The 26,771-nt window shown below is 58.9% G+C and carries 26 protein-coding genes and 1 pseudogene; 10 read left to right on the top strand and 17 right to left on the bottom strand.

Features of this window, described 5'->3' with window-relative positions:
- Window positions 1–95: 95 nt before the first annotated feature.
- The 3 genes from NW822_RS10630 to NW822_RS10620 are packed head-to-tail and all read right to left on the bottom strand — an operon-like array spanning window position 96 to window position 4,316.
- Window positions 96–2,633, bottom strand: a complete 2,538-nt coding sequence (locus NW822_RS10630) for a UPF0182 family protein (protein WP_414404410.1) — start codon at window positions 2,631–2,633, stop codon at window positions 96–98.
- Window positions 2,634–2,637: 4 nt separating this feature from the next.
- Complete coding sequence (locus NW822_RS10625; RefSeq protein ID WP_414404409.1) at window positions 2,638–4,008, bottom strand: TIGR03279 family radical SAM protein; 1,371 nt, start codon at window positions 4,006–4,008, stop codon at window positions 2,638–2,640.
- A 20-nt stretch (window positions 4,009–4,028) separates the two neighbouring features.
- Window positions 4,029–4,316 carry a DUF2103 domain-containing protein gene (locus NW822_RS10620; RefSeq protein ID WP_414362310.1) on the bottom strand — a complete coding sequence of 96 codons (288 nt, stop codon included), beginning with the start codon at window positions 4,314–4,316 and terminating at the stop codon, window positions 4,029–4,031.
- 156 nt (window positions 4,317–4,472) lie between these two features.
- Here NW822_RS10620 and NW822_RS10615 point away from each other — a divergent pair, with 156 nt between their 5' ends.
- On the top strand, window positions 4,473–5,711 hold the full coding sequence (locus NW822_RS10615; protein WP_414404408.1) for a hypothetical protein: 1,239 nt from the start codon (window positions 4,473–4,475) through the stop codon (window positions 5,709–5,711).
- A 2-nt stretch (window positions 5,712–5,713) separates the two neighbouring features.
- Here the strand turns inward: NW822_RS10615 and NW822_RS10610 are convergent, their stop codons facing one another.
- From NW822_RS10610 to upp, 4 genes are all read right to left on the bottom strand, one after another.
- A complete protein-coding gene (locus NW822_RS10610) occupies window positions 5,714–6,673 on the bottom strand; it encodes a J domain-containing protein (protein WP_414404407.1) in 960 nt (319 codons plus the stop codon).
- Between the two features lie 213 nt (window positions 6,674–6,886).
- A complete protein-coding gene (locus NW822_RS10605) occupies window positions 6,887–7,585 on the bottom strand; it encodes a tetratricopeptide repeat protein (RefSeq protein WP_414404406.1) in 699 nt (232 codons plus the stop codon).
- A complete protein-coding gene (locus NW822_RS10600) occupies window positions 7,572–8,468 on the bottom strand; it encodes a hypothetical protein (RefSeq protein ID WP_414404405.1) in 897 nt (298 codons plus the stop codon). The genes NW822_RS10605 and NW822_RS10600 overlap by 14 nt, the downstream gene beginning before the upstream one ends.
- A 242-nt stretch (window positions 8,469–8,710) precedes the next feature.
- Complete coding sequence (gene upp, locus NW822_RS10595) at window positions 8,711–9,394, bottom strand: uracil phosphoribosyltransferase (RefSeq protein ID WP_414404404.1); 684 nt, start codon at window positions 9,392–9,394, stop codon at window positions 8,711–8,713.
- A gap of 514 nt (window positions 9,395–9,908) precedes the next feature.
- On the opposite strand from upp, the pseudogene NW822_RS10590 reads away from it, so the two are divergent.
- A pseudogene (locus NW822_RS10590) lies at window positions 9,909–10,451 on the top strand (Uma2 family endonuclease); the annotation flags it as partial.
- Window positions 10,452–10,499: 48 nt separating this feature from the next.
- The gene (locus tag NW822_RS10585) at window positions 10,500–11,072 is read left to right on the top strand and encodes a Uma2 family endonuclease (RefSeq protein WP_414404412.1); all 573 of its coding nucleotides are present in this window, start codon (window positions 10,500–10,502) and stop codon (window positions 11,070–11,072) included.
- A gap of 871 nt (window positions 11,073–11,943) precedes the next feature.
- Here NW822_RS10585 and NW822_RS10580 read toward each other — a convergent pair.
- From NW822_RS10580 to NW822_RS10565, 4 genes are all read right to left on the bottom strand, one after another.
- Window positions 11,944–12,237, bottom strand: coding sequence for a YggT family protein (locus tag NW822_RS10580; protein ID WP_414404403.1), 294 nt, complete (start codon window positions 12,235–12,237; stop codon window positions 11,944–11,946).
- A gap of 161 nt (window positions 12,238–12,398) precedes the next feature.
- Complete coding sequence (locus NW822_RS10575; RefSeq protein WP_414404402.1) at window positions 12,399–12,752, bottom strand: hypothetical protein; 354 nt, start codon at window positions 12,750–12,752, stop codon at window positions 12,399–12,401.
- A 38-nt stretch (window positions 12,753–12,790) separates the two neighbouring features.
- Entirely contained in the window at window positions 12,791–14,563 is a 1,773-nt protein-coding gene (locus NW822_RS10570) for an ABC1 kinase family protein (protein WP_414404401.1), read from the bottom strand.
- Between the two features lie 131 nt (window positions 14,564–14,694).
- Window positions 14,695–15,981 (bottom strand): glucose-1-phosphate adenylyltransferase, encoded by a 1,287-nt coding sequence (locus NW822_RS10565; RefSeq protein WP_414362322.1) that lies wholly within the window; start codon window positions 15,979–15,981, stop codon window positions 14,695–14,697.
- Between the two features lie 89 nt (window positions 15,982–16,070).
- Between NW822_RS10565 and NW822_RS10560 the strand changes: the two genes are divergently transcribed.
- From NW822_RS10560 to NW822_RS10535, 6 genes are all read left to right on the top strand, one after another.
- Window positions 16,071–16,853, top strand: coding sequence for a ParA family protein (locus tag NW822_RS10560; protein ID WP_414404400.1), 783 nt, complete (start codon window positions 16,071–16,073; stop codon window positions 16,851–16,853).
- Window positions 16,854–16,987: 134 nt separating this feature from the next.
- A complete protein-coding gene (locus NW822_RS10555) occupies window positions 16,988–17,338 on the top strand; it encodes a hypothetical protein (protein ID WP_414362324.1) in 351 nt (116 codons plus the stop codon).
- 125 nt (window positions 17,339–17,463) lie between these two features.
- The gene (sat, locus tag NW822_RS10550) at window positions 17,464–18,642 is read left to right on the top strand and encodes a sulfate adenylyltransferase (RefSeq protein ID WP_414362325.1); all 1,179 of its coding nucleotides are present in this window, start codon (window positions 17,464–17,466) and stop codon (window positions 18,640–18,642) included.
- 226 nt (window positions 18,643–18,868) lie between these two features.
- Window positions 18,869–19,387: a PDZ domain-containing protein gene (locus NW822_RS10545; RefSeq protein WP_414404399.1), complete on the top strand. Its 519-nt coding sequence runs from the start codon at window positions 18,869–18,871 to the stop codon at window positions 19,385–19,387.
- A gap of 4 nt (window positions 19,388–19,391) precedes the next feature.
- The gene (locus tag NW822_RS10540) at window positions 19,392–19,706 is read left to right on the top strand and encodes a hypothetical protein (RefSeq protein WP_414404398.1); all 315 of its coding nucleotides are present in this window, start codon (window positions 19,392–19,394) and stop codon (window positions 19,704–19,706) included.
- On the top strand, window positions 19,699–21,291 hold the full coding sequence (locus NW822_RS10535) for a hydantoinase B/oxoprolinase family protein (protein WP_414362328.1): 1,593 nt from the start codon (window positions 19,699–19,701) through the stop codon (window positions 21,289–21,291). Before NW822_RS10540 ends, NW822_RS10535 begins: the two co-directional genes overlap by 8 nt.
- Here NW822_RS10535 and NW822_RS10530 read toward each other — a convergent pair.
- Both NW822_RS10530 and NW822_RS10525 read right to left on the bottom strand, forming a co-directional pair.
- Complete coding sequence (locus NW822_RS10530; protein ID WP_414362329.1) at window positions 21,231–21,620, bottom strand: thioredoxin family protein; 390 nt, start codon at window positions 21,618–21,620, stop codon at window positions 21,231–21,233. The genes NW822_RS10535 and NW822_RS10530 overlap by 61 nt on opposite strands.
- Before the next feature lie 34 nt (window positions 21,621–21,654).
- The gene (locus tag NW822_RS10525; RefSeq protein ID WP_414404397.1) at window positions 21,655–22,395 is read right to left on the bottom strand and encodes an NnrU family protein; all 741 of its coding nucleotides are present in this window, start codon (window positions 22,393–22,395) and stop codon (window positions 21,655–21,657) included.
- Window positions 22,396–22,468: 73 nt separating this feature from the next.
- Here NW822_RS10525 and psb27 point away from each other — a divergent pair, with 73 nt between their 5' ends.
- Window positions 22,469–22,870 carry a photosystem II protein Psb27 gene (gene psb27 / locus NW822_RS10520; protein WP_414404396.1) on the top strand — a complete coding sequence of 134 codons (402 nt, stop codon included), beginning with the start codon at window positions 22,469–22,471 and terminating at the stop codon, window positions 22,868–22,870.
- A 3-nt stretch (window positions 22,871–22,873) separates the two neighbouring features.
- On the opposite strand, the gene NW822_RS10515 is transcribed toward psb27, so the two are convergent.
- The 4 genes from NW822_RS10515 to NW822_RS10500 form a co-directional block, all read right to left on the bottom strand.
- The gene (locus tag NW822_RS10515) at window positions 22,874–23,626 is read right to left on the bottom strand and encodes a sensor histidine kinase (RefSeq protein ID WP_414404395.1); all 753 of its coding nucleotides are present in this window, start codon (window positions 23,624–23,626) and stop codon (window positions 22,874–22,876) included.
- A 70-nt stretch (window positions 23,627–23,696) separates the two neighbouring features.
- Entirely contained in the window at window positions 23,697–24,659 is a 963-nt protein-coding gene (gene prmC / locus NW822_RS10510; protein WP_414404394.1) for a peptide chain release factor N(5)-glutamine methyltransferase, read from the bottom strand.
- Window positions 24,596–25,480, bottom strand: a complete 885-nt coding sequence (locus NW822_RS10505) for a Tic22 family protein (protein ID WP_414404393.1) — start codon at window positions 25,478–25,480, stop codon at window positions 24,596–24,598. The genes prmC and NW822_RS10505 overlap by 64 nt, the downstream gene beginning before the upstream one ends.
- Window positions 25,481–25,762: 282 nt before the next feature.
- Window positions 25,763–26,771 (bottom strand): ABC transporter ATP-binding protein (locus NW822_RS10500; RefSeq protein ID WP_414404392.1); only part of this gene is annotated, 1,009 nt, incomplete at its 5' end.

Below are 26,771 nucleotides of genomic sequence, written 5' to 3'. Positions count from 1 at the left end.
CATAAGACCTAACTTCCCTGCGGAAGTGCGAAGATTGACAACCCAACCTTAAACCATCCATTAAGTTCTGTCAACTCTTCCTCAGGAATCCTGGCTCAGCGGTTGGAGGGGCGGCTGTCGGTAGAGGAGAAGAGGGCTTCCAGGGCCTGGCTGAGGGTTGGCTCCATCACCACCCGGTCTTCGTAGGCGGCGATGACCCGGGTAAGCTGGGGCAGGCGGCCCTGTTCTGCCTCGAGATAAAGGGGCTGGACATAGAGGAGCGAGGTCTCGATGGGGATGACCAGCAGCGTGCCTAGGTTCACCCGCGACCCGTGTTCGTTCCAGAGGGCGATTTGCTCGGAAATGGCGGGATCCTGGTTGACCCGCGCCTCTACCTGTTCTGGCCCGTAGATGAGGCGCTGCCTGGAAAACTCATACACCAGCAGCTTGCCGTAGTTTTCCCCATCGCAGCGGGCAGCCATCCAAGCCACCATGTTCTGCTTGTTGAGGGGAGTGAAGGGGGAAAGTAAGACAAACTCAGGCTGGTTTTCCTCCGGCAAGGTGAGGACAAGGTACTGGGGCTGCATGGGAAGGCGCCGCTGCTTGCGGAACTGGTTGGGGATCTGCCACTGGTCTTCCCGGTTGTAGAAAACACGGGGATCCGTCATGTGGTAAGTGGCAAATTGCTGCACTTGCAGGCGGAAGAGATCCTGGGGGTAGCGGATGTGCTGCCGCAGCGGCTCCGGCATGGCCTCTAGGGGCTGGAACAGGGTGGGGTAAATGCGGGCGTAGGCTTGGATGAGGGGATCCCGGGGGTCGGCAATGTACCAGTCAATGCTGCCGTTGTAGGCGTCCAGCACCGCCTTGACGGAGTTGCGGATGTAGTTGAAGGGGAAGCCGGGCAGAGGCTCCGAGTAGGGGTAGCGGCTGCTGGTGGTGTAGGCATCGAAAAACCAGTAGAGTTTGCCCCCTTGAATCACCAGGTAGGGATCCCGGTCGTAGAGCAAAAAGGGCATCACCTGGCGCACCCGTTCCCGGATCTGGCGGCGATAGAGAAAGCGGGTGGTAGAGGAAAGCTCGCGGCTGAGAAGAATGCGCAGATCCCGGAAGTGCCAGGCGTAGAGAAAGCGCTGCCAGAAGTGGGGGATGGGCACGCCGCCCGTGCCGCGGTAGCTGCTGTAGACATAGCGATCGGCAGCGGGATAGTCCAGCTCCCTTGCCTCGGCTCCCACAAACACATGGGTAGTGGTCAGCTCGCCGTAGTAGATAGCCGGCTGTTCCACCCGCAGCACCTGCGCCACCTCCGGGTAGCGGGGAGAAACCCGCGGTGGGATATCCGAGAGAAAAAAGTCCGGCAGCCCCTCTGGGGTAACTACGTTCACCGGGCTGAGGGTGAGGCCATAGCCGTGGGTATAGAAAAACCGCTGGTTAACCCAAGTTTGGGCAGCAGGCGGCACCTGGGCAAAGTCCAATTCCCGCGCAGCGTGCATCACTTGGCGCAGTTCCCCGCCAATGCGGTAGCGATCCACATCCACATCGGGAAACTGGTAATAGGGACGGATCTCCTGCAGCTGGCGATAGGTAACCAAGAGGGGCTCCGTATCCCAAAGGCGCACGTTGCGCAGGGTGGATTGATTTTGCTGCAGGGTTTCCAGCGTCAGGGATCCCTCCTCTGGAAAGGGTTTCACCTCCACCTCGGTCAGGCCAAAGCCAGCGCGGGTAAAGCGGATGTTGTGCTCGATGTAGGGGCGCTCCAGCTCCAGCTCGTTGGGGGTGACCAAAAGGGTTTGCACCAGTTGCGGGTAAAGCCGGGTAGTCAGCAGCCCAAACCCCAGGTAGGCCCCCCAAAGCAAAGCCGGTGCCAGCAGGGAACTGGCCCAGGCAGGGCACCAGGATTTGAAAAAGGGAAGGCGGAGGCGGATCCCTTGGCGGGCCAAAACCCAGAAGCCAATGGCCGTCAGGAAAGCCACCCCGCTCATTAGAGTGGTGGCTGGCAGGGTGGCGTGGACATCGGTAAAACCAGCGCCAAAGACAACGCCGCGGGTGGAGTAGAGCAGCTCATAGCGATCCAGCCAGTGGCCCCAGGCGCGAATTAAAAACAGGGATCCCGCCAGGATCAGCAAGTGCCGCTGGGCAAACAGGGAAAGGGCCAGGGTCAGCCGCTGCTCCGATAGCCCTAGCTCCACCAGGTAGATGAGTGCTGTCGTGATCAAAGTAAGCAGCACCAGCTCGAAGCACCAGTGCTGCAGCGTCTCCCAAAAGGGCAAGCCGAAAAGAAAAAAGCCCAGATCGCGGCCAAAGATGGGGTCGGACTCCCCGACGGGCACCTGGTGCAGCCAGAGCAGCAGTGTAAACCAGTGCCGAGAAAGAGACCAGGCCAAGCAGCCGCTCAACCCCAGGGCAATGGCCCAGGCCCAGGCTGGGTTTGCACCCCGCCAGCAGGCGCGGATGTTGGATCCCACTGCTGCCAGGGCAAAGCCAAAGGCGCCCAGGCCTAGCCCCCAGCGAGCCATCACCCGTGTCCACAGCACTGGCAGGGCGTTCAGCTCAGCAAACCAGGCCAGATCCACATAGAAAGACGCCAAAGCCGTGATGGCTAGGATCCCCAGTCCAATCCAAAGCAACAGGAGCAGCCCTCGCCGCAACCGCTGCATGGCCTCACCGTCCTTGGCCCGGAGCTGCCCTTGATCCTAGCCCCTGCACCGCCTGCAGCAAGCCCGCTGGACCCCCGTCCACCCGCACCACCGGGATCCCGACTTGGGCCTGCAACTCTTGCCAGGTGAGATCGTCCAAGAAGCGCTCCCCATCCTTAAGAGCAATCTGGGGCAAAAGTAGCCCATCGTAGCTTGCCAAGTTTTCAACGGATTTCAGAGCGCCCAGAATGTCTTGTCCTGTCAACAACCCGGTTACCGTCAGGGTTTGTCCCCAGAATTGGCTGGCAATGGGCAACAGGTCCAACTGCAGCCCCCGAATGCCGTTCATCCGCTTGACCACAGGCTGGAAGGCCTGTTCCACAGCGTTGCCCACCACCCAGAGGACTTTGAGGGGAGCAGGGATCCCAGCCGGCAGCTGCACCTGATCGAACTCGCTCAAGAACAAGCGCAGGGATCCCACCCCATTCCCCAGTTGGGGGTAATCTTCGTAGTGCTCTGCCGGCGGCAGTTCCCGACCTGCCAGCAGATACCACTCATCAGCCAGCCAGGCAAAGGTGGATCCCAGTTCTTGGCGAAACTGCGCCTGCAGCGCTTCCACCTGATCAATCACCTCCGCCGCTTTGGCAGCATCCACTGGGATCAGCTCATCATGGGGAGGGCGAAAGCGGGTTAGCCCCACCGGTACCACCGCCACCGAGAGGACGGTCGGGATCCCTTCAATGGGTTGGCCAAAGGCGGCCAAGTCCAGAAGGGTGCGAGTTAGCTGCTCCCCATCGTTCCAGCCTGGGCAAACCACCACTTGGGCATGCAGTTGCAGGCGGTGTTGGCGAAACCAGGCCAACTGCTCCAGGATCAAGCCAGCGCGCGGGTTTTTGAGCAGGCGGCTGCGCAACTGGGGGTCGGTGGCATGGACCGACACATAGAGGGGAGAAAGGCGCAGGCGGGCAATGCGATCCCACTCGGCAGCAGTCAGGTTGGTGAGGGTGAGGTAGCTGCCGTAGAGAAAGCTGAGGCGGTAGTCATCGTCTTTGAGGTGCAAGCTTGCCCGCATCTCAGGAGGCTGTTGGTCGATAAAGCAAAAGGGGCAGGCGTTGTTGCATTGGATGAGACCATCGAACAAAGCCGTCTCAAACTCCAGCCCCAGATCCTCGTCCACGTCTTTTTCCAGCTCAACGGTGCGCGGGATCCCCTGGCTGTCTAGGATCTCCAGGCAGAGATATTCCTCAGCAATGAGGAAACGGTAGTCGATGAGGTCGCGGGGTTTCTCGCCATTGATGCTCACCAGCGCCTCCCCCGGCTGAATGCCCACCTTTGCCGCCAGGGATCCGGGTAGGACGGCGCTGATGCGGGCAGGCTTGAGGCTAGCACGGGACATAGCGCGCCCAGAGTACAAACCTACTCCAGACAGCGGCGAATTGCTGCTTCCAGCTCCGACTGGCTCAGATCAGTGACCACAAACACCTCTTGCACGCTGCTGCCCTTGCGGGCCACCAACTTGTATCCCCCTCGAATGGGCACGGAAATCCGCAACTGCAACTGAGGGATCCGCCCCCGACTGCAGGACAAGGCGCCCGGCGTTACAGTTTTAATGCCCGGTTGTCGAGTCAGGCGCTCCAGGACAGGGATCAGCCCAGAAATGTGGGTGGAGTGGTTCCAAACCAGTCGACCGGCAGGCTTAGACATAGCGGCAACGCAACAGCGAGAGAGGCTGGATCTCCATGCTAAGCTCTTACCCTTGCAACTGAGAATAAGCCTTGGCCAACTCTCCAAGTGCAGGCATTTTCAGAGGGTTTTCTCTGTGCTAGTTTAGCGGCAGCAAGCGCAAGGGTCTCCTGACTTATGGTTGCCGAGCAAGTCATCCTAGAGATTCCCGAAGCCATCCTGAAAGGCCTGCAGAATGGAACCTACGAGCGCGTAGGCGGCGTGGTGCGAGAAGTGGCTTCTAAGCAGGTGGTGGCCTGGCTGAGAGAAACAGGGGGCTTGACACTCGCAAATAGCATTGGCAACTGGATCCCGGGAGTGGATATCATCAACGGGATCCTTGCCAACATTCAGTTGAGGCAGATCAACCTAAGACTAATCGACATTGGCAATAAACTAAACACTGTCTTAGGCTTAACCCAATTTAATACTGCTCTTGGTCTGGCTAACCTGGGTTTGTCTGCCATAGGCTTTGCGGTCGTTATCTCTAAGCTCGATCAAATCGATTCTCGAATTCAAAATCTTCAACAATCTATCTCAGAACTCAAGGATAAGATAGATAGATCGCTCCTTGCTAAGGCTAAGTCTGCTATTAACGTTGCAGAAATAGCTTTGAAGATGTCTTCCCAGACCAACAGGAAGCGATTAGTAACCGAGGTCATTCAGCCTCTGCTTGAGGCTGAGCACTATTATCAAGCTGCGTGGGATTCCAATTGGAACGAGAACAACGGCATTTTGGCTCGCGAGTACATCTTAATCCTATCTTTAGTCTATGTTACAGAGATTAAATGTTACTTAGAGCTGGAGGAGCATGAGATGGCTCTGAAGCGCCTGGCGGAGGCCAAGGAAGTTCTAGAACCCCGTATTAGAAAGTATGTCAAGCTTTTGTTGACTGAAAATCCTTCAGGATATCTTCACAGAGATTGCCAAGGAGTCAGCTTGTCAAGCGTTGTGGAGATTCTCAAGTATGTAAAGGGTGAATCGGATGCGAGTAAGCTGTTTGACGAATATATACGACCAGCTATTTTCAACTCACAAAGCATTAAATCCTGGACTGATAGCATACCACTAAGATCTAGGAATGCCATCCTGGCAATCATTGCCCCATCTTTGATTGATACAGGCGGTTGGATAATCTGGGATCCCATAGTTTGGGATCCTCCTCGGAGAGAAGCTATCCTCAGTAACGCAAATCAAGTTATAGCGACTGCCCAGTCTATGATCGAGTTGGACAGGAGACTGGAAGGCTACAGATACGAAATCACTGAAATGACTCGGCTTGGTCTCAGCTACCAAGAGTGGCAAAGTCTGGTTTTGCCACCGAGGAGCTCGCCTGAGAATCTGGACTCTAAGGTTTTGCTCCTCCTGCTGGCCTAGGATCAATGGGGGTAGAATCCACCGCCTAAACCAAATAGAACTGCCAGTATGCCAATACCAACAGCGACTCCAGCCGCCAGCTTCAGATCCTCCTTTAGCTTCTCAGCGTCCGCTCTTTCCTTTATCGCCGTCAATAGAAAAAGCTGATCCTCTCCGCTAAGCCCGCTTATAAACTCAGGGGATAAAGACTCAAGGGAGAGACTCTTAAAGTAGTCGATCCTGCTCCTGTAGTAAAGCTGAAGTTGAGTGAGTTCCGCACTTTTTTCTTTCTCATGTAGGGCGATTTTTGACTTCGCCCTTTCTTGAAAACTTTTGGCTGTCTCCACTTGCGCTTTACTGTACCTGTCAGAAAATGCTGACCAAGCAAATGCAAAGGCAATGATTACAAGTATAGTACCAATCGCTCCCCAGCCTCCTAAGAAAGCCAAAAAGCCCAAAAACAAAGAGAAAAGGCAGTTCCGTATGTTTTCATCCTTAGTAAGGAAGGCATAATCAACTCTGGCATCCTCTTCCTTAATGCCGATTGAAATAAGGTTTCTCCTTAGCTCGGACTTCACTTGCTCTATCTTTTGATTGTAGTTAACTTCGATACTTTCCTTGCGACGCTCTATTTCCTTTGCAGCTTTCTGTATCTTGTCAGGGTCGAACGGCCAAGTGCTGCCGTCTTGGGTGCTATAGCTGGGTTTGGCTTTCAGGCCTGGGCTATACTCGCTCCCTTTGGTCTGCGGAGCCTGGGAAGCCCTTTGAGAGTCGTAGGCTTTTCGCTTGACAGGGTCACTGAGTATCGTGTAGGCCTCTTGAATGGACTTAAACTTTTCTTCAATGTATTGTCGAGCCTTGTCCGGTGTACCGGGAGGGAGACGATCCGGGTGATACTCTTTGGCAAGCCGCCTGTAGTTCTCTTTAATTTCTTCAAGGGTCGCGTCAGGCTTTGTTTCCAGCTCGCGGTAGAAATCTTTCATGAAGGGATCCCGTCTTTGCTACCTTGCCAGAAGGATTCTACTGCTGCTCCCGTAGGTTATAGCAGCTTTCTTTAATCCTTTTTAATCCCGCCTTGAGTGCCAGACCCGCTAGGGAGAGCCGCACTCCCAACAGTCCTCTGGGGATTGCCGGCTCTTCTTCCTGAGCCGTAGCTATCTATTCCCAATTGCTTGCTGGTTTGGACAGGGAGGGATCTAGTCCAGCTCCCGCCGACGTAGCCGCTGCAAGGCCGAGAGAGGTTTCTCTTCTTCTGGCTGCTTTTCTAGAGTTGCTTCTGGCGGGGCAACTTTTTGGTTTTTCTCGACTTCAAGCGCAAATTTGTCCCCCTCCGAATCGATGGTTAGGGGAGGGGCGGGGTTGTTAGTCTGTTGGCCAGGCAGAGGAACCGACTCCAAGGGGGCCAGCAAGGACTGGATGTGGCTATAGGTTTCGGGGTTGCTGCGGGCGGCGTGGGCCAGGAGGGTGAGCTGCTGTTTGGCTTCCACGAGGTTCCCCAATTTGAGATCCACCAAAGCCAGTTGGTAGCGGGCCTTGAAACTTGTGGGATCCACCTCCACTGAGCGTTGGAAGGCAGCTCGCGCCTCCGCCAGCTTGCCTTGGCGAGCGTAGATCAGGCCGAGGTTAAAGGGCACGTCGGGATCCCGCTCACTGGGGAGAACCCTAGTTTTGTCTTCTAGCTCAAGGGCGGCCCGGTAGGCGTTAATAGCTAGAGTGTGAAAGCCCATCTGTAGGTAGCGGGCTGCATCTTCCTTGAGTTGAGCCACCGTCGGCTCCCCGGTGAGCAGATTCATAGGCGGCTGGGCAGAGGCGGGCAGTCCCAGCGCCCAGCTCAGCAGAAATCCCACAGCTTTCAGGCCGAGGACGGCGGCCTCTCTACTGCTACTCGCTGCCATGATCGGTTTCCTCCAGCCACCTCAACACCACTTCGTTCCACCCCTCCGGGCCGGGAAGGGGAGCTAACTGGATCCCTGGCCCCCCAAGGCGGATGGCCTCACTCCAGAGACTACCCGCAATTGGGCTGGGAAGCACGACTTTCCGCTCCGCCCAGCGCAAAAAGGCCAGATCGGGCAGGGAACAGCCAATGCCCAGAGCCCTGACCGGGCCCAAGTGTCTCTGGTAGCAGTCGAGAAGCAACCGCACCGCCTCTTCTCCAGGCCAGAAACTGGCTGCTGGGGTTGAATGCATCCACTTCCAGCCAGTGAGATACCAGTGCGAAGGGCTGGGAAGGTGGAGCTGACGCAGCCGCAGCTGGTGCTGGCTGAGGGTGGCCTCTTGTTGGGCAAAGGCTACTCTCAGCGTGGCTGGATCCCCGGAATAGCTGAAAATCTCGCTGTACTCGCGCTGTTGTGCCCGTTCTGCTTCCTCTAAAGGGATCCCGGTGGCCGCTGCCAGCTCTGAAGCCGTCCAGTCGCCAAATCCAATCAAGTCCAGCTGGAAATCTTGGCGCACCTGCTGCAGGATCTGGCGCAAGCGAGAATAGGGCAGCCCCAGGGCATACTCATAGTAGGGAGGGCGGTGTTGCCAGTGCTCATCCAAAATGCCTGTGGGAAAGTAATGTTCGGGAACATAAATGGCGGAGCCGTCCTCGCAGATGAAGGGATGCTCTAGGTGCAGTTGCCGACGCAGATGTTCCAGTTGAGCGCGGGTACGCAGGCTGTAGAGTACCAAGGGAATGGAGCGACGCTCCAGAGCCGCCAAAGCTTGCCGAGCAGCCCCATAGCTGTTGGACTCCAGATCCAAAAGGCTGCCATCCAAACTGGTGAGGACAAGTCGCATAGGTCCAGGAAGGGAAAAGGCACTGGCACCTGTGGAATTAGCTAGATCAGACGGCTCCTAGCCCGAGGAGTCCAAAGCGGATCCCTGGGGTCTAGGACACAGGCGGCCAGCATTCCCATCATCTAACAGCCTTGCCAGAAGTGAAGCGCCCGGAGTGGCCTTGCCAAAGGTTACGCCCTGCTGCCCCGCCCAGCCGCTACTAGCGGTAGAGCCCAGCTCCTAGCTTTGCTTTATGGCAGGGATCAGGTGCCGAAAGCGCGATCCCCAGCATCTCCCAACCCAGGCAGGATAAACCCTCGGTCGTTTAGACGCTCGTCAATCATGGCGCAGAAAATTTGCACCATCGGGTAACGGGATCCCAGTCGCTGCAGCCCTGGCGGAGCGGCCAAGACGCTGACAATTCTCACTAGGCTAGGATCTGCCCCCCGTTTTTTTAGCTCATCCAAAACCCAGAGCAAAGTACCCCCAGTGGCCAACATCGGCTCAGGGATGAGGATGCGCATCTGCGCAGGGATCTGCTCTGGCAGGCGATTGAGGTAACAACTGACCTGCAGCGTCTCCTCGTTCCGCACCAGGCCCACATGAAAAATCCGCGCCTGGGGCAAAAGGGCTTGACAGCCTTCCAGCATGGCCAGGCCAGCCCGCAGGATAGGCACAATGGCCAGCGGCACCTTGGGGTCAATGACTTCCGCTAGAGCCGGTTCTAAAGGCGTTTGCACTTGCACCTTCTGGGTTGGGATCCACTCCCGCATCGCTTCATAGGTCAGCCAGCGGCCCAACTCCACCAAGGCCGTGCGAAAAAGAGGCATGGGAGTCTCCCTGTCTCGGGCCACAGCTAGCCAGTGCCTAATGAGCGGATGGGGAGGGACGTAAACCCGCAGTTGCTGACTTGCCACCGAAGGATGCCTCAACCTGGGCGGTAGCATAGCGACTTGTGGGGGCAGAAGGCAAGCTTTTGCAAAACTAGGGCGAGATGTTGGCTGCCGGTGGACGCTAGCACAAGCTGGTGAACTTTTGAGGACCCAGCTGGCTGTGGGGCAACCGAAGGCAGAAGTTACCCTTCAGGGGGCGGCAGGGATCGGAAGGAGCCCAAGGAGATCCGGCAGGGCAAATTGTGGTCACCACCAGCGAGCCTGGAGGGAGCCCACCTGAGGGTCAACTACAACTCGCTGGGAGCAACGGCTTGGGCGAACCCACCAATTGGGTCAATTGAAGCAGCTAAAGCCCTGGGGGCAAGGGAGGGTGCTCACTGAGGCCATCCGCTCCTCCAGGGGAGAGGGCTAAACTGCCCAGAGCGAGAACCGCTGAGGAACGGGCTAAGCTGCAGCCTCCCTGGGGCAAACAGCAACAATTTACCCCCCTTTCCTCCTAGGGGAGAAGCTGGGGGTGAGGGATCCCAAGCAACTACAATAGCGCTAGCGGGACAGGATCCCTTAAGCCGTGATCTCCCTCAACTTGCGGCCTAGCCTGGAGTTGACTGATGAAGTCTTTGAGCAGCTCTGCCGGCAGAACCCTGAGCTGCGCTTGGAGCGCACTGCCCGGGGGGAGTTAGTTGCCATGGCTCCTGTTGGCAGTGAAAGCAGTCGCCAAAACCTGAGCCTCAGCGCCCAACTCTGGCAATGGAACCGCCAAACCCAGCTTGGCGTGGCCTTCGACGCTTCTGCTGGCTTTGCCCTGCCCAATGGGGCCATTCGCTCTCCAGACGCCGCCTGGGTGGCCAAGGAGCGCTGGCAGCAGCTTACCCCTCAGCAGCGGCGCCGCTTTGCGCCCCTTTGTCCAGATTTTGTGCTGGAGTTGCGCTCCCCTACGGATGACTTGGCCACTCTGCAGGCCAAGCTGCAGGAGTACCTTGAGAATGGCTCCCAGCTGGGCTGGCTCATTGACCCGGAAAGCCAGCGGGTCTACGTCTATCGCCCAGGCCAGCCCCCCCAAATCCTAGAGCGGCCCGCCTGTCTGGAAGGGGATCCCGTCCTCCCCGGCTTCGTTGCTGATCTCAGTTTGGTCTGGGAACAGTTCCCAGGGAACTGGCCTATGATCGCGCTTAACCTACGGCCCAGCCTGGAGTTGACTGATGAAGTCTTTGAGCAGCTCTGCCGGCAGAACCCTGAGCTGCGCTTGGAGCGTACTGCCCGGGGGGAGCTAGTTGCCATGGCTCCTGTTGGCAGTGAGAGCGGACTTCGCAGTGCCGATCTGCTGGGGCAGCTCTGGCAGTGGAACCGACGCACGAGCTTAGGACTGGTCTTCGACTCCTCCACCGGTTTCGCCCTGCCCAATGGGGCCATTCGCTCTCCGGACGCCGCCTGGGTGGCCAAGGAGCGCTGGCAGCAGCTTACCCCTCAGCAGCGGCGCCGCTTTGCGCCCCTTTGTCCAGATTTTGTGCTGGAGTTGCGCTCCCCTACGGATGACTTGGCCACTCTGCAGGCCAAGCTGCAGGAGTACCTTGAGAATGGCTCCCAGCTGGGCTGGCTCATTGACCCGGAAAGCCAGCGGGTCTACGTCTATCGCCCAGGCCAGCCCCCCCAAATCCTAGAGCGGCCCGCCTGTCTGGAAGGGGATCCCGTCCTCCCCGGCTTCGTTGCCGATCTCAGTTTGGTCTGGGCGTAAACGGCGCGCTGGGATTGGCCTCTCCAACAAGCTGCCTCTAGCTCTTCCGAAAACCTTGCCTATCCTTATTCGTGGCTAACGTCCCTTAAGCCTCAACCCCATGCTGTAAGGCCAAATTGCGGATGGTGGACCTCAAAGCGCAATTCCTTGGTTTGGTCACCTTCCTCAGGATCATGGCCAACCTCATCCCCAAAGCTGTGGAAGGGAGTTCCTGGCAATCCCCACCAACACGCCTAGGGCCTTTAGCTCGTGCAGCAGTGTTACTTCCTGCTAGCGGGGCGTTTGGCCCAGGCGACGGTCTTGCAAACAGAGCCATGGTTTGGTGGGCCACCTGCCAACCCTGTCCCGAAAACTCATGGCGCAGAGTTGCCGCTGCCACAGGTCTCAAGGTGAGGGATCCTGGGTCATCCGTCCTAGCCGCATGAAATCCAGCCCCCGCTCCTTGGCCAGGGCACCCATCCGGCTTCGGCCCCATCACCGCCACCCCGCCCAGGATCCCGCCTAGGGGCCCTCGCAGACCAAGGGGGTGCCTACTGCTTGCAAGCTATGGACACAGCTGCAGTGCAAGCCAAAGGTGCAGCGGCGGTAACCGTCCTCCCAACGTTTTTCCCATCTGCCGGCGTAGGTCTGCTCCATCTCGAACTGCCCCAGCGAAAGTGCCGCTGGGGCTGGAGGTGCGCGGCCACACGTGCCCCTTGTCCAGGTGGGTGTGGACACACCTGCTACGCTCGCGATCCCCTGAGGTGGGATCCCAGTGGCTGCTCCCTTGGGGGTAGTCCCTGGCACCGCATCTTTGAGCACTGAGACGGAAACTTGGGCGTTTAGCAGCCAGTAGGGAGCAGGGCCAGGGATCTGCAGGGTGGTCCCGCAACTAGGCAAACTGGCCCACCACCTGCATGGCAAAACTCAGCAGAAGGAAAGCTAACCAGGGGGAGAAGTCCAAGCCGCCGATGGGGGGAATAATGCCGCGGAAGAGGTTGAGATAGGGATCCGTAAGCTGGCTAAGCACTGACAGGATGGGGTTGGACCAGTTCAATTGCGGGAACCAGCTCAGCAAAATCCGCACAATCAGCAGGGCATTGTAAATGACAATGAACTGGTAAAGGGAGCGCAACAGCAAAGACGCTGCACTGCTGTAGACCAACCCTAGGGTGAGACCGTCCATGCCAGCAGGAGAGGACAATAGGTGGCTGAGCATCATGACTGGAGAAGGGGAAACGACTCAATAGAGGCGGGCCTGCCCTGGGATCTCAATGGCATTCGGCCCCGGATAGCGCCGGCAGGACCTCCGCCGCCTCTAGTTTGGCATGGGCAGGGATCCTTTGCTCAAGACTTTTCCTCAATAGCCCCGGGGGAAGTTTCCTTGATGAGCAACTGTGCCCGCGTGGCCTGAATGGCCTCATTGAGCTCAGCAATTTTGGCCTCAAGGGTGCGGCGAGCCTGGGCAATTCGTTCCGCCTCCTGCTCCCATTCTCTGAACCCAACTGCCTCCGCTTGGCGGCGGGGGCGTTTAGGGGTCGTGGCGGTGCCCCTAGGGCGGTCTGGATCCTGGTGTTGGCCCTCAGCAGGGCCCTTGCCTAGCCTGGGCGCAAGCACAAACCCGATGATCCCGCCCAGGATCCCTCCCACCACCGCCCCGGTTACCACACCGGCCATGAAATCGTTCTGCTGATCTGCCACCCTTGCCTTCCAGAGGATTGAGTTTCTCTTCTTCCGTTCTAGCTTTCTTGCCCCACCCCTGCCAGCAATCTAGGCCAGAGCTGGGGGAGTTGCCAGTGGCTTAAACTTTCCAGTTGATCTTGCACCTGCTCCCTCAACCTAGCTAGGAGTGTCTCCAGTCTCTTGGTCAAGGGCAAGGAGGCTAGGGCGGCTTGCCAAAGGTGAGCTGGAGACAAGTCAGGGCTGACCACCCGCCACAGCCGCTGCAACTCCTCGAAGTGAAGGCGGTCATCCTCGGTAAGCGAGAGGACTAACTGGCGGCGCAGCTCCCGCGCTTCCTCTGACAGGAGGTAGTGCAAGCCCAGGCGGGTAGTAGAGATCCAGTCCAGGTCACCATCACTGCGGGCAACTTGAATCAGGTTCTCCAGGCGGTCCCAGCGGAACTTGCCATCTTTAACCAGCACTTGCAGCAGCCGCTGGCGAATCCGAGGGGATTCATCCGTTAGCAGGCGCTTGGCCACGTACGGATAGGCCACGCCTACGATACGAAACTGGGGATAGAGGCTGAGGGCCACTCCCTCTTGGGTAACCAAAGAGCGGATCACCAACGCAAAGTGGGAGGGCACCTGAAAGGGGTAGCGGTACATCAAATCAGAGAACTGGTCGGTGGCGGTTTTGAAGTTGAAGTTGCCCACCTCCTGGCTCAGCACATCCGCCAACACCTTCTCCAGAGCAGGGATCAGCTCTTGGCGGTTAACATCCGGCTGTAAAAAACCTAGATGGATAAAATCGTCAATGAGGGCGTTGTAGTCGCGATCCACCAGGTGAACCAGTGCGTCCACCAGGTATTCTTTCATCTCTTCCGTGAGCTGATCCATCATGCCAAAATCGATGTAGGCCAGCCGTCCATCGGGCAGGGCAAACAGATTGCCCGGATGGGGATCGGCATGGAAAAAGCCGTATTCCAGCAACTGCTTCAGGCCGGCCACCACGCCGATGCGCACCAGTTGTTTGACCTCTAAGTTGGCTGCCCGAATCCGCTCCACATCGGTGAGCTTGATGCCGTCGATCCACTCCAGGGTCAAAACCCGACGGGTGCTGTAGGCCCAGAAGATGCGCGGCACATACACATTTGGATCGCCGCGAAAGTATTCGGCAAAGCGCTCGCAGTTCCGTCCTTCCTGCAGGTAGTCGATCTCCTCAAAGAGCTTGTAACCAAATTCATCCACCACCGCTGTCAACGTGTTGCCCAGGTTCAAGGGCAACCAAGGGCCCAGCCAGGTGGAGGCCCAGCGGATAAGGTAGAGATCCAGGCTCAGCTGCTCCCGTAGGCGGGGCCGCTGCACCTTGACTGCCACCCACTCGCCACTGTGCAACTGCGCCTTGTAAACCTGCCCCAGGCTAGCCGCAGCCACTGGTTCAGGCGAGATCTGGGCGTAGATCTCACTAATTGGGCGGCCTAGCTCCGCCTCAATACAGGCAAATGCCTCCTCAGAAGGAAAGCTGGGCAGTTGATCCTGCAGCTTGGTCAGCTCTTCCAAGTAGTCTTTGCGCACCAAGTCGGGTCGCGTGGAGAGGGCCTGCCCCACCTTGATAAACGTCGGTCCTAGGTCGGTGAGCAGTTTGCGCAGCTGCTCTGCCCGCTGGGGCACCTTGCAATCGCCCTGCCCCCACAGCTGATCCCAGCGCAAACAGAGGACAAACCATAAGAGAGGGCCGAGAATGGCTAGGGCCCGAGCAATCACTTGGGGCAGACGCCAGCGATAGTAACGGGCAATGAATTGCGGATCGTATACTTCCAGGTCAGCAACAGAAACAATCTTGTTAGGCACGCTCTAGTGATCTCAAATCGTTTTAAAGATTCCAGGTAATAACCTATTGTAATGGCAAAAGTTGCCTAATTTTTCTACATCTTCCTTAACATCGCCTCCTCAGCTTTTGCCGGCGGGCTCCCCAAGCTTGCTTAGATGATGGTATTGTCCGGGATCACCGAGTCCTTAATGATGGTGACAATACCGTTGCTAATCCAAATCCCTTCCTCTTCCCGCTGCGCTTCGCTGACGTGATCCTTGTTGATGATGCGGACGTTGCGCCCGATGCGGGCGTTCTTGTCCACGATGGCGTTGGCGATGTGGGAGTTGGCCCCGATGCCCACCGGCGGGATCCCAGCTTCCAGCTTGGCCCGCCGCTCTTCTGCCGACTCGTAGTAATCGGCCCCCATGACCAGCGTGTTTTCAATAACAGTGTTGGCCTCTATGCGGCTGCGAATGCCAATGATGGAGTTGCGAATTTGGGCGTTTTCGATGATGCAGCCGTCGGCAATCATAGAGTTGACAATGTGGGAGTCGAGGATCTTGTTGGGAGGCAGAAAGCGCGGGCGGGTGTAGATGGGCATTTCGCTGTCGAAGAAGCTAAAGGGCGGGTTGGGGTGCTGCACCAGCGCCAGGTTGGCTCGGTAGAAAGCCTCGATGGTACCAATGTCCTCCCAGTAGCCCTTGAACGGGTAGGCCTGCAGGTGGTATTTGCCAATAGCTGAGGGCAGCACCTCTTTGCCGAAGTCGGTATGGTCCTTCACTTGCAGCATCTCGATGAGGGCTTCCCGCCGGAAGACGTAGATCCCCATGGAGGCGATGTAGGGTTTGGCCTTGGCCTCTTCCGGATCTAGGCCGAGGACTTGGGTATCGACGCGGCAGGCCTCCAGCAGCTCCCCTTGCGGCTTTTCCTTGAAATCGATAACGCGTCCCTCGGCGTCGATCTTCAGCAAACCAAAGCTGGAGGCCACTTTTTCTTCGCAGGGGAGCACCGCCAGCGTCACATCGGCTCCCGTTTGCCGGTGATACTGAATGAAGGGGCGGTAGTCCATGCGGTAGAGGTGATCCCCAGATAGGATCAGGAAGTCCCGTGGCTTCCAGGAGTCCATCAGCCAGAGATATTGGCGAACGGCGTCAGCCGTGCCCTGAAACCAGTCGGGGTTATCGGGCGTTTGTTGGGCCGCCAAGATATCTACAAAGCCGCCTGTGAAGGGGGACATGCGGTAGGTGTTAATGATGTGGCGGTTAAGGGAAGCGGAGTTGAACTGGGTGAGGACGTAGATTTTGTCGATATCGGAATTGATGCAATTGCTCACCGGAACGTCGATGAGGCGATACTTGCCTGCCAGAGGGACAGCCGGCTTGGCGCGGCGCTTGGTTAGAGGATAGAGGCGGGTGCCACGCCCACCGCCTAAGATGATCGCCAGTACATCGCGCATGGTTGTCCTCCACCAGGCTACACCCAATAGCATAGACTGCGGCGGGGGCGCCTGACCCCAGCGGGGAAACCGGAAGTTTGGGGAAGCTGATGGCCCGCATCCTGGCTTTTACCAACACCAAGGGAGGTACCGGCAAGTCCACCCTCTGCGTCCACGCGGCCCAGTTAACGGCGCAGCGGGGTCACTCCGTTTTGCTGGTTGATCTCACCTCCCAAAGGACTGCCAGCAGCTTTTACCTAGAAGAGGCGGGATCCCTTCCTCCTGAGGAAACGGTTTGGGCCAGCTTGCATCCCCACCATCAGCGGCCTCTGGAGGAGGTTATCTACTGCACCGACAAGGGTGTGGACGTGGCGCCCTCCCACAGCACCATGGCCGAAGTGGCGGCCTACCTGGCGGCTGCTGGAGAGGCAGGCCAAGACCTCCTGCAGCGCCAATTGGATCCCTTGCGGTCGGATTACGACTTTATCTTTCTTGACACGCCAGGGGAGCTGAATGCCCTCACCGCCAATGCCCTACGGGCAGCCCAGCGGGTGCTGATCCCAACACGGCTCAACCGCGCCGATTTCTCCTGCACCGAAGTTACCCTGCGCTACATCGAGACCCTTAAGGGCGAGCTGAGCCAGGCCCGCGCCATCCTCACCATGTTGGATGATCGCTACCTGCCAGGGGGCATCTGGTCAAGATCCCATACTGGGCAATTGTATGTGCAAGCGCAACAGATTTTTGCGGATGTCCTCTCACCCGTTACTATTCCAGATAGTAGTGATTTGCGCACAGCTTTCGACTATGGCCTGACGGTGATGGACTACCGGCCTGGAGCGGCGGTGTGTCAGCGCTTACGGCAATTGGTTGAACGTGAGGTGCTCCTGTGACTGGATCTGAGCGTAGCCTGTTTGCTTCTGCAGGAGGATCCCCTCGTCGCTCCGGCAAAGTTCGGCGTAGGGTCAGGGCGAGCGCTAAAACCGAGTCAGACTCCACCTCCACCCCTGGACGTGAGGAAACAGCAATGTCTGCAGCAGAAACGTCGGAACTCGAAGCCCTCAAAAGCCAGTTGGCGGAGGCCCAACGGCAGCTTCAGGAATACCAAAGCAAAATCTCCACCTTGCAAGCTCAACTCGAGCAAGTCACAGCCCACCGGGACGAGTTGCAAAAGGCGCTAGCCCAATTACAGGCAGTGGCGGAGGAGCGGGCCAAAACCATCCAGGAACTGCAAAGCCGCCAAGGGCAGGCCAGACTTCCAGTTAAGCCGCAAGCCCCTCCTTCCCCGCTGCAGGCGCAAAAGAAGATCCTGAATCGGCCTATCTTTGACAATGTGTCGCCCACTGACAAAGACATGCCCCCCCACATGCTGGACTAGGCCAATCGGGTGCCCCCCGCCGGCTGTAGGGCCAGTTGTCCCAGCAGTTCGGCATTGCGCCTAGGGAAAGGGGGGTGTATGGTTAGGGATCCCTGGTTCACGCTATGACTTCCTCCCAGGCAAAGATGACTGTTGCTGGCGATGCCATTCCACCCCACGGAGGCACTCTGATTAACCGCATTGCCTCCCCTGAGCAGGCGGAGGAGCTCCGCTCCAAGGCCCAGCACTGCCCTGTTATCCGCCTCAATGAGCGGGCTCAATCGGATTTGGAGATGATTGCCATTGGGGGCTATAGCCCGCTGACGGGTTTCATGGGGCAGGAAGATTACTATTCGGTTTTGGAAACAATGCACTTGGCCAACGGGCTGGCCTGGTCGTTGCCAATTACGCTGCCAGTTGCGGAGGAAATAGCTGCCGAGCTCAAGGAAGGGCAAACCGTTGCCCTAGCCAATGCTGAGGGCAGGCTTTTGGGCGTGCTGGAACTGACCGAGAAGTTTACCTACGACAAAACCCGTGAGGCGCAGCAGGTCTATCGCACTACGGACGAACAACACCCAGGGGTAAAGGTGCTCTACGAACAGGGATCCGTTTACTTAGCCGGCCCTGTCACCCTCCTGCAGCGGGATCCCCACCCCCTTTTTCCGGCCTACCAGATTGATCCCGTTCAGTCGCGGCAACTGTTTCGGGAAAGAGGCTGGAAGACGATTGTTGGTTTTCAAACCCGCAACCCCATCCACCGCGCCCACGAGTACATCCAGAAGTGCGCTCTAGAAATTGTGGACGGCTTATTCCTCCACCCGCTGGTAGGGGCCACCAAAAGCGACGACATTCCTGCCGAGGTGCGCATGCGCTGCTATGAGGTGTTGATTGAAAAGTACTACCCCAAAGAGCGGGTGATCTTGGCCATTAACCCTGCGGCCATGCGCTATGCCGGCCCACGGGAAGCCATTTTCCACGCCCTTGTTCGCAAAAACTACGGCTGCACCCATTTCATCGTGGGCCGGGATCACGCTGGGGTAGGCAACTACTACGGCCCCTATGACGCCCAGCACATTTTCGACGAGTTCCGGCCCGAAGAGCTGGGGATTATCCCTCTCAAGTTTGAACACGCCTTCTATTGCACAGTCACCGGCACCATGGCCACGGTCAAGACCAGTCCCAGCCAGCCCCACCAGCGCATTCACCTCTCAGGCACCAAGCTGCGAGAAATGCTGCGCCGTGGCGAAGTGCCGCCGCCAGAGTTTTCTCGCCCCGAAGTGGCCCAGCTCCTTGTGGAGGCCATGCGAGAGCGCAGTTCCCCCTAGCCTCTCGGATCGGGGCGTGTTGGGAAGATTCCAGACCCAGCTGAGGGTCAAAACGGGGCAGATTCCCCAGAGGTTAACGGCCTGACCTATCGACAGTTGTGGCTTTTGGGTTTATCACTGAGGGGAGGGCGGTGCAAGCTGCCCAGTCAAGGCTTCCGCTGCTCCAGTCGAGCGCACTGCGGAAGCAAACCCATGTCTCCTTCTTTGCCATCTCTAGGGTCAAACTATGCAGAAACCAGCCCATCTGTCTAAGCTTGCCCTCGCCCTGCCCGCCTCCTTCTTGCTGGCAGAGGCTGTTCTGGCCTATCCCTGTGACTGGGTTGGGGTTGAAGCTTACACCCTCTCCAGCCCCACGGTTGAGGTTGACAGCTTTGAAGTGGCGCCTGCCCCCGCCGTTGCAGGTAACGGCTTCATTGGGGTTGCCATTGAAACAGTTGACGAGCAGATGGCTCAAGGTGCCATCAGCCGTCGCCTGTTTGGCCCTGCCCCTCGAGTGCAAGGGGTACGGGTGGTTGGCCTACTGCAAAATGGGCCGGCCCACCAAGCTGGTCTAGCTCAGGGCGATATCCTCCTTGGGGTCGACGGGCAGCGGGTTACCTCGGTGCAGCATGTCCAGCAGATCATCCAAAATACCCCTGTGGGCCAACGGGTACCGATTACCTTTCGGCGCGGCGGGCAGGTCCTGTCTACAGTAGTGGTAGTTGGGGATGGCCGCGTGTTGCGCCCCCTAATGCTGCAGCGGTAAGTTGGTGACCCCTGAGTTGGGCTCAGCAGGGACAGCCTGGGTGGCTTGCGCCCTCAATGGGCTGTTGTTTCTTGGCCTGCTAGCTCTACTTCGCCCCATTTTGCGCTTACGGGCAGCGCTTTGGGTTACGGAGCGCGCTCTAGAGAGTTGGCAAGTGGTTGCAGAACGGGCTTTGGCCACCACCTCAGCTGAGCTCCTCCACCTGCGGGCGCGCCTGCAAGCAAATCGTACTGCCCTTGACCGCTGGCGGCGCCGTTTGCAGTTCTGGCAAGGGATCCGCCAACTGGTGCTTTGGCTGCGCCGAAGCTTCTATGGATAGCCGCTACTCCCTACCCAGCCCCATCCGCCTGCAGGTCATGGCCAATGCTCTGGCGGGGATTGCCGAGGAGATGGGGGCCTGCCTCATTCGCGGCTCTTACTCAGCCAATATCAAGGAACGGCGGGATTGCTCCACGGCCTTGTTTGACGCCCAAGGAACCTGTATTGCCCAGGCGGCCCACATTCCGGTTCACCTAGGCGCTCTTGGGCAGGCGGTGCAGGCAGTGGTGGCAGCCACTCCCCAGCCGGGAGAGGTGTTTGTCCTCAACGATCCCTATCAAGGGGGATCCCACCTGCCGGATATCACCGTGGTGGCGGCTATTCCCGCGCTGCGGGATCCCAGCCAGGTCTGTGCCTATGCGGTGAACCGCGCCCACCATGCCGACATTGGGGGGATGCGTCCCGGCTCCATGCCCGCCGATTCCACCGAGATCTGGCAAGAGGGGCTAGTAATCCCGCCAGTACGGCTAGCGAGGTTTTCTCCAGAAGGAGAGTTGCACTGGCAGGGGGATCTGCTGCGCCTCATCCTGGCCAACGTGCGCAATCCTAAGCAGCGCCGTGGAGACCTCCAGGCTCAGGTAGGAGCCAGTGTGGTGGGGGCAAGCCGGTTTCGCCAGCTGCTGGCTCGCTTTGGCGAAGAGGAGGCGTGGCAGTTGATTGCAGAGGTGATTGCCTACAGTCGGCGGCGGATGCAGGCCCAGATCCGCCTTCTGCCCGATGGGGTCTACACGGCTGCAGATTGGCTGGAAGGGGAGGGGGATCCGCCCCAGCTACTCCGCATCCAGGTGCAGATTGAGGTGCAGGGGGAGAGGCTGCGGGTGGACTTCAGCGGTACGGCACCCGCCACAGCGGGCAACCTGAATGCGCCCCTGGCCGTGACCCGCTCAGCGGTGCTCTTTGCTCTACGCTGCCTGTTGGATCCCACTGCCCCCAGCAATGCTGGCCTGGAGGAGCCCATTGAGATCGTGGCTCCACCCGGCTCCCTGGTCAATGCCCAATTTCCGGCGGCAGTGGTGGCAGGCAACGTGGAAACCTCGCAGCGCATTGCCGATGTGGTGTTCAAGGCCCTAGCCCCAGTGGCCGGATCCCGGGCCATTGCCCAGGGGCAGGGTACCATGAACAACTGTGTCCTGGGAAACTGCCACTTCACCTACTACGAAACTCTGGGGGGCGGCCAGGGAGCCAGCCGGCAGCGGCCAGGCCTGGATGGCGTGCATGTGGGCCTAAGCAATACCCTCAACACCCCCATTGAAGCTCTAGAGCTGGAGTACCCCCTGCGGGTGCTGCGCTACGAGCTGCGCCAGGATTCTGGAGGCACTGGACAGCAGCGAGGTGGCTGGGGAGTGATTCGCTCCCTCCAGGTGCTGCAGGACTGTACCCTTTCTCTCCTCACCGATCGCCGCCACTACGCTCCTCAAGGAGAAGAGGGGGGCGGGCCCGGCCAGGTGGGGATCAACCTTGTCAATGGGGAGCCCCTCCCCAGTAAGATCAGCCGCCCCCTGAAAGCTGGTGATGTGGTAACCCTCTACACCCCCGGCGGTGGCGCCTGGGGCTCCAGCAAGGAGCAGGCTCGCGAGGAGGGGTAGCGCAGATGGGCCAGCAACAACTGCTCGCAGCGGCGGAGCACATCGTCGCGGCTGGTAAAGTGTTCCAGCCTTTGTACTTCTTGACCTTTCTCAAACAAAATTAAGGTCGGCAGTGAGCGCACCCGATAGCGGCGCGGTAGCCAAAAATTGTGATCCACATTTACCCGCACTACCTCCACGGCTCCTTCCCATTCCGAGGCAAGGCGGTCGATAAGCGGTTGAACGAAGTGACACAAACTGCACCAAGGGGCGCCAAACTCCATTAACACCAACCCATCACTTGTCAAAAGTTCTTGATTAAAAGCATCTAAAGCAACTGGCAAGATCATCGCTCCCAAACTAAAGCAGTTGTTTGGGATCATGCTACCAGGCAACTTTGCTAGCTGCAGAAACCAGTTGCGAATGGAAAGCATAAAGAATCCCAACAAAGCTCAACACTCCCAGGTAGGCCCAGCGGAGAAACTCGCGCGGGTGCAGTTGTTGGCGCCCCTGCAGAATGGCCAAGCCAGGGATTACGGAGGTGCGGGCTTTGAGGTCGCGGAAGGCTTGGCCGTACTTGCGCTCCAGGCGGTAATCCCCGTGCCAGACAGCAAACAGGTGGTAGGCAATAAGACCAAGGGAGGTCGCCACCATGAAGCTAGAGCCAATCCACAGCGCGTGGGCCGCACACCAGATGACCTGACCTACTAGCTGGGGATGGCGGGTGAGGCGGATGATCCCAGTTGTAAACAAGTGCAGCTCCGGCTTGCGAATGGCGGCGATCTCCAGCAAATTGAACGTGGCCGGATACAAGAAGAAAAACGAGAGCCCAGATAAGAGGACAACGGCGGTGTGGATCCCAGGGACAGTTTGCAGATTCCACAGGATCACGCCGTCGTAGCAGTGGTTAGAAAAGTAGATGAGCAACAGGGGGGCCAAGCTAAGACTAACCAAGACAAAGAAAAGGCGGTACAGGCGCGCTCCTAGCCACGCTTCTCCCCAGGGGCGCAAATAGGCCAGCCCACTGTGGGCGCAGGCAAATCCCAAGATCATGCCTAACATGATGGCATGGGAGCGGTAGGGGGCCAGCGCTGGCAGCCAGTGGCTAAAGATGGGGGACGACATCCTCTCGGGGGTTCCTCTTTTGCTCTCACCGTAACCTATGCTTAGCTTAAAGATAGGTTACATCCGATTCCCCATGCTAAAGACCTTGATTCTACGCCTTGTCGGCTTGCTCCTGTCGGTAACCCTCGTCCTGGGCTGGGCGATCCCAGGGGCTCAAGCAGCCCGTCTCACTGGCAAGTATTACGAAGACAGCATGACCATAATCCAAACGCTGCGCACTGCTCTCTTGGAAGGGGATCCTGTCCTGAAGCCGGAGGAGGCGCGGGCAGAGATCATGGAGGCCATCCAAGAATTTGCAGGGCGCTACCATGGTCCTCGCTACAACAAGTTGCCCTCCTTCACCACCCTGCGCACGGTGTTCAACACGGTAGCTTCCCACTACCGCACCTCGGATCGGCCGCTGGAGCCGGAAAAGCTAGAGCGAGTGCTGATGCAACTGGATCGGGCAGAGATGGCCTTGCGCCGCGAAGGTTAAGCCTTAGGCAAGGCGCAGCGTTGCCCTGATGCTAGAGCGGTAGAGTCCGCTCTCGCAAAGTTCCAGATGGCCCTCCATTTCTCTTAGAAGCCGCTCGCTCACCCGCCAGGCAGCGCTCTCTTGGGGCTGAAGGGGCAGGCGGCACCGCCCTTCCAGGCTCCACTCGAGATAGAGGTGCTCCTTCCCAGCAGGATAGGTGCTTAGGGCTATTGAGCCGTAGTAGAGGGTGCGAATACCCCAGCGACACACGCCCAGCAGCGCCTGCACCAGGCCATGGGGATCCGCCCAAACAGCAAGGCTTTCGGGCAGCAAAGAGGGCTGGAGGGCAGGCCAGTCGTAGCGAATGCCCTGATCCTGGGCCTGGAGGCGAGTGAGGCTGTAGACATCTTGCAACAGAGGCCGCAGCCGGGTTGGCGTTGGTCGCAGGGGCTGAATGGGCAGGTCGTGGCGGGCCAGCCGAGTGTATTCTTCCAATAGCTGGAGCAGGCGCTCCCCCGCCTCCTTGGCGCTTTGGAGATACTCTCGCTCCTCTTCCCGAGAGTCGCACAGATTGGACAACACCAGCTGCAGAGATCCCATCTGGCTGCTGAGGGGGTTGCGCAGCTCGTGGCCAATGCTAACCAGCAGCTCCTGCTGAAAAGCGCGCATGACCTCAGAGCGCTCAAAGGCAAAGCGCCAGTCCATCCCCTCCTGCTCGGGAGGAGGAGTCAGGGAAGGGGGAGGATCGGGTGGGGTGGCAGGCAAGGCTTTGCGCACCTGAAGAGGCAAACTTGTCGTCAGCGGCTTTGGCCCCTTTGGAACCCGGCAACGCCGCTCTCCATTTTTTCTACCCGACAAAGCAGGCGCTGACTACCCGCTCAATTCCCGCTAGATCTCGGTGCACCTGGATTTTCTGGTAACACCCCTGCGCCCGCAGTTGCTCGGCCACCCAAGGCGCTTGACCCTGCATCACCTCCACCGCCCAAAAGGAGTGGGGGGCTAGGTAAGCAGGTGCAGTTTGCACCAACAGCCGCAGGTGGGTCAGCCCATCTTCCCCCCCGTCTAGGGCCTGTCGCGGCTCGTGCAGCCGCACCTCAGGCATGAGGTGCTCTAGTTCCCCAGTAGGGATGTAAGGGGGGTTGGAGACGAGGCCGCGCAGCCGACCTCGCCAGGGATCCAAAGGCGCAAACCAGGATCCCTCGAGCAGCTGCACCCGCTCCTGCAAGCCATGCTCGGCTAGATTGGCTGCCGCCACGGCCAAGGCTGCTGGGCTCACGTCCACCGCTAGAAGCTGCAGCTGGGGGTGCTTGTGGGCCAAAGCAATGGCAATGGCGCCGCTGCCCGTGCCCAAGTCAGCAAAAAGGGAACCTGGCGGCAGAGGGTTGGCCTGCAGCCACAGAGAGGCTTGCTCCACCAGCAGCTCAGTCTCCGGGCGCGGGATCAGCACTGCTGGCGTTACCCGCAGGCTTAGCCCTGCCCACTCCACCTTGCCCAGTAGGTATTGCAGGGGGATACGCTCCTCTAGCCGACGTCGCCAGAGTGCCTCCACCTCGGCAACCGGATCCTCCTTCCCAAGCAGCGGCCGACCCAGCAGCCGCTCCAGTGGCCCCCAGCCCAGCCGCTCCTTGAGTAGGAGATCCACTTCCTGAGGCGAAATACCAGCAGCCTGGGCCTCCTGCCGAGCTTGGGCCCGCCAGGCCAGCAATTGCTGCACCTGGGCCAAGGCGGATCCTGGCGGGGGTTGGCTCAGCGCTGCTGAGGCTGGGGAGTGGCAGAGGAATTGGGCTGGGGAGTTGCAGCGCGTATCCACGATTGCACGTACTCCAGTGAGGCGCGCGGTGGGATGAAGGCAATCTTTTGTACATCCTCTTGCGCGTCAGGGGCCAACATGCGCTCCACCACAATAGCCAAGGAAGTGACCTCAATCTGGGTTTTGCCAACCACCTCGGGGTTTTGCGCTGCCGCCCGCTCCAAAGCCCCTTTTAGATCGTTGCGGTCGAAGAAGAAAGGCACCACCTCCTGGCCATCCTGCTCGATGGTCAACAGCCCCTCCGGGGAGCGGCCATAGAACAGAGGCACGCCAATTGCCTCGGGTGGCACCTCCTGCCCTGTTTCTTTCAGCACCTGCTTGGCTGCCTCCACATCGCTAGGGCGGGGCACGACCTCGAAGTACAGGTTGCTATTTTTAGCCCGCTCCTCCTCCGATTTCTCATAGGCGTAGCCTAGGGGGATGGGCACCACCTGGGCTTGCTTGCCTATCTCAGGGTTTTTGGCTTTCACCTGCTCCAAGGCTTGCTGGGCTTGGTTCCGATCTAGCCAAAAAGAAGCAACCTGGATGGTGCGACCCTCCCGCTCTACGTTGGCAACTACAGGGGTGCCGTTCTGCGACACAATGGCAAAAACTGGCACCAGATTCAGCCGCTCTGCTACTTCTTGACGACTAAGGGGAGCTGCCACCGCTTGAGCCCACAGGAACTCTCCTGGAGGCAAAGGGGCAATCCCCCCCCAGCTCACTCCCGCCAGCCCCAACAAAAGGGTGCTGCGCACCGCTATTGCAATGGCGACCCGCCCGCTGGCTTCAGCTGCACGGCGGCAAAGGGATCCCAAAGGCTGCACTGCATGACTGCGCATCATTTTCCTCTCTATTCCCGGCATTGTGCCTTCTCCTTGTGGGTAGGGGGCGAGATAGCCGACAGCCTGTAGCCAAGGAGGCTCCTCAACCCTGTTGGGGCTAGGGATGTGGCTTCCTCTGCAAGTTGAAACTCCACCCACCCAAGGGCTTCTGTACCCCTCTCGGGCTCCCCCTCTCTTGAGGGGAGATCCTGCCTCATCCCCCTACTATATACGGAGTCTGACGAAGCGGATCCCCCCAAATACAGATTCCCTCCTCCCTTCTCTAAAAGCCTGAGAGGCCTATCCGGCTGCAGGCAAGGCTCTTGCTGCTGGATTGCTTGGCAGCACCCTAGGGTTAGAGATGGGAAACAGGCGGCCTTGCTCGACGGTAATCCGAACCCGGCTGCCCACTGGCAATGCTTCCCGCGCCAGGGCATGCAATTCCTTGCCCGTCTCTGTGACCAGACAATAGCGATACTCCCGCCCCAAAAACTGCCGGTCCCGAATGATCACGCCCCCCTGGGGATCAGGGTGTAAACGCAGCTCCTCCTGGCGGATCATCAGCTCTCCCCAGCGCAGATTGGGGTCGGGTTGATCCTGGAGAGCTTGGAAGGGGATGCGCAGCAGCTCCTCAGCTTGCCAACCAGACTCCCGCCGCTCACAGCGCAGAAAGTTGGCCTGGGTGATGAATTCCGCCACAAAACGGGTAGCTGGCTCCCGATAGACTTCCTCCGGGGATCCCCATTGCTCAATGCGGCCTTCCCGCATCACTGCCACCCAGTCAGAGAGGCAGAGGGCCTCCTCTTGGTCGTGGGTTACGAAAATGGCCGAGGTCTGCGTTTGCTTGAGGATTTTGCGGATCTCTTCCCGCAAATAGTAGCGCACCTGCACATCCAAGTTGCTCAGCGGTTCATCCAAAAGGATGAGCCTGGGCCTGGGGGCCAAAGCCCGGGCCAGAGCCACCCGCTGCTGCTGACCGCCTGAGAGCTCGTGCGGATAGCGGTGGGCATAGTCTTCTAGGCCCACCAAGCGCAACACCTCGTAAGCGCGTTCCCGCGCCTGTTGGGCAGTACTTCGCAACTCCGTCAGGGGAGGGCGATGGCTCCGCTGCGCCCCTGCCCCAGTCCCATGAGTGGGTCGGAGGCCAAACATCACATTGGCCAAAACGTCCAAGTGGGGAAACAGGGCAAAATCTTGAAACACCAGCCCCACCCCCCGCCGCTCCGGCGGGATCCCCTGCCCAGCCCCGGGCCCCACGAGCCCCCCCCGCCCGCACCCCCCGGAATCGGCCGGCTCGGCGGCGGCCATT

The sequence above is a fragment of the Synechococcus sp. H70.2 genome (assembly GCF_047462275.1).
In the GTDB taxonomy this organism is placed as follows: domain Bacteria; phylum Cyanobacteriota; class Cyanobacteriia; order Thermostichales; family Thermostichaceae; genus Thermostichus.
Note: the sequence above shows the minus strand (reverse complement) of the source record. Positions and strands in the feature narration are given on the sequence as shown.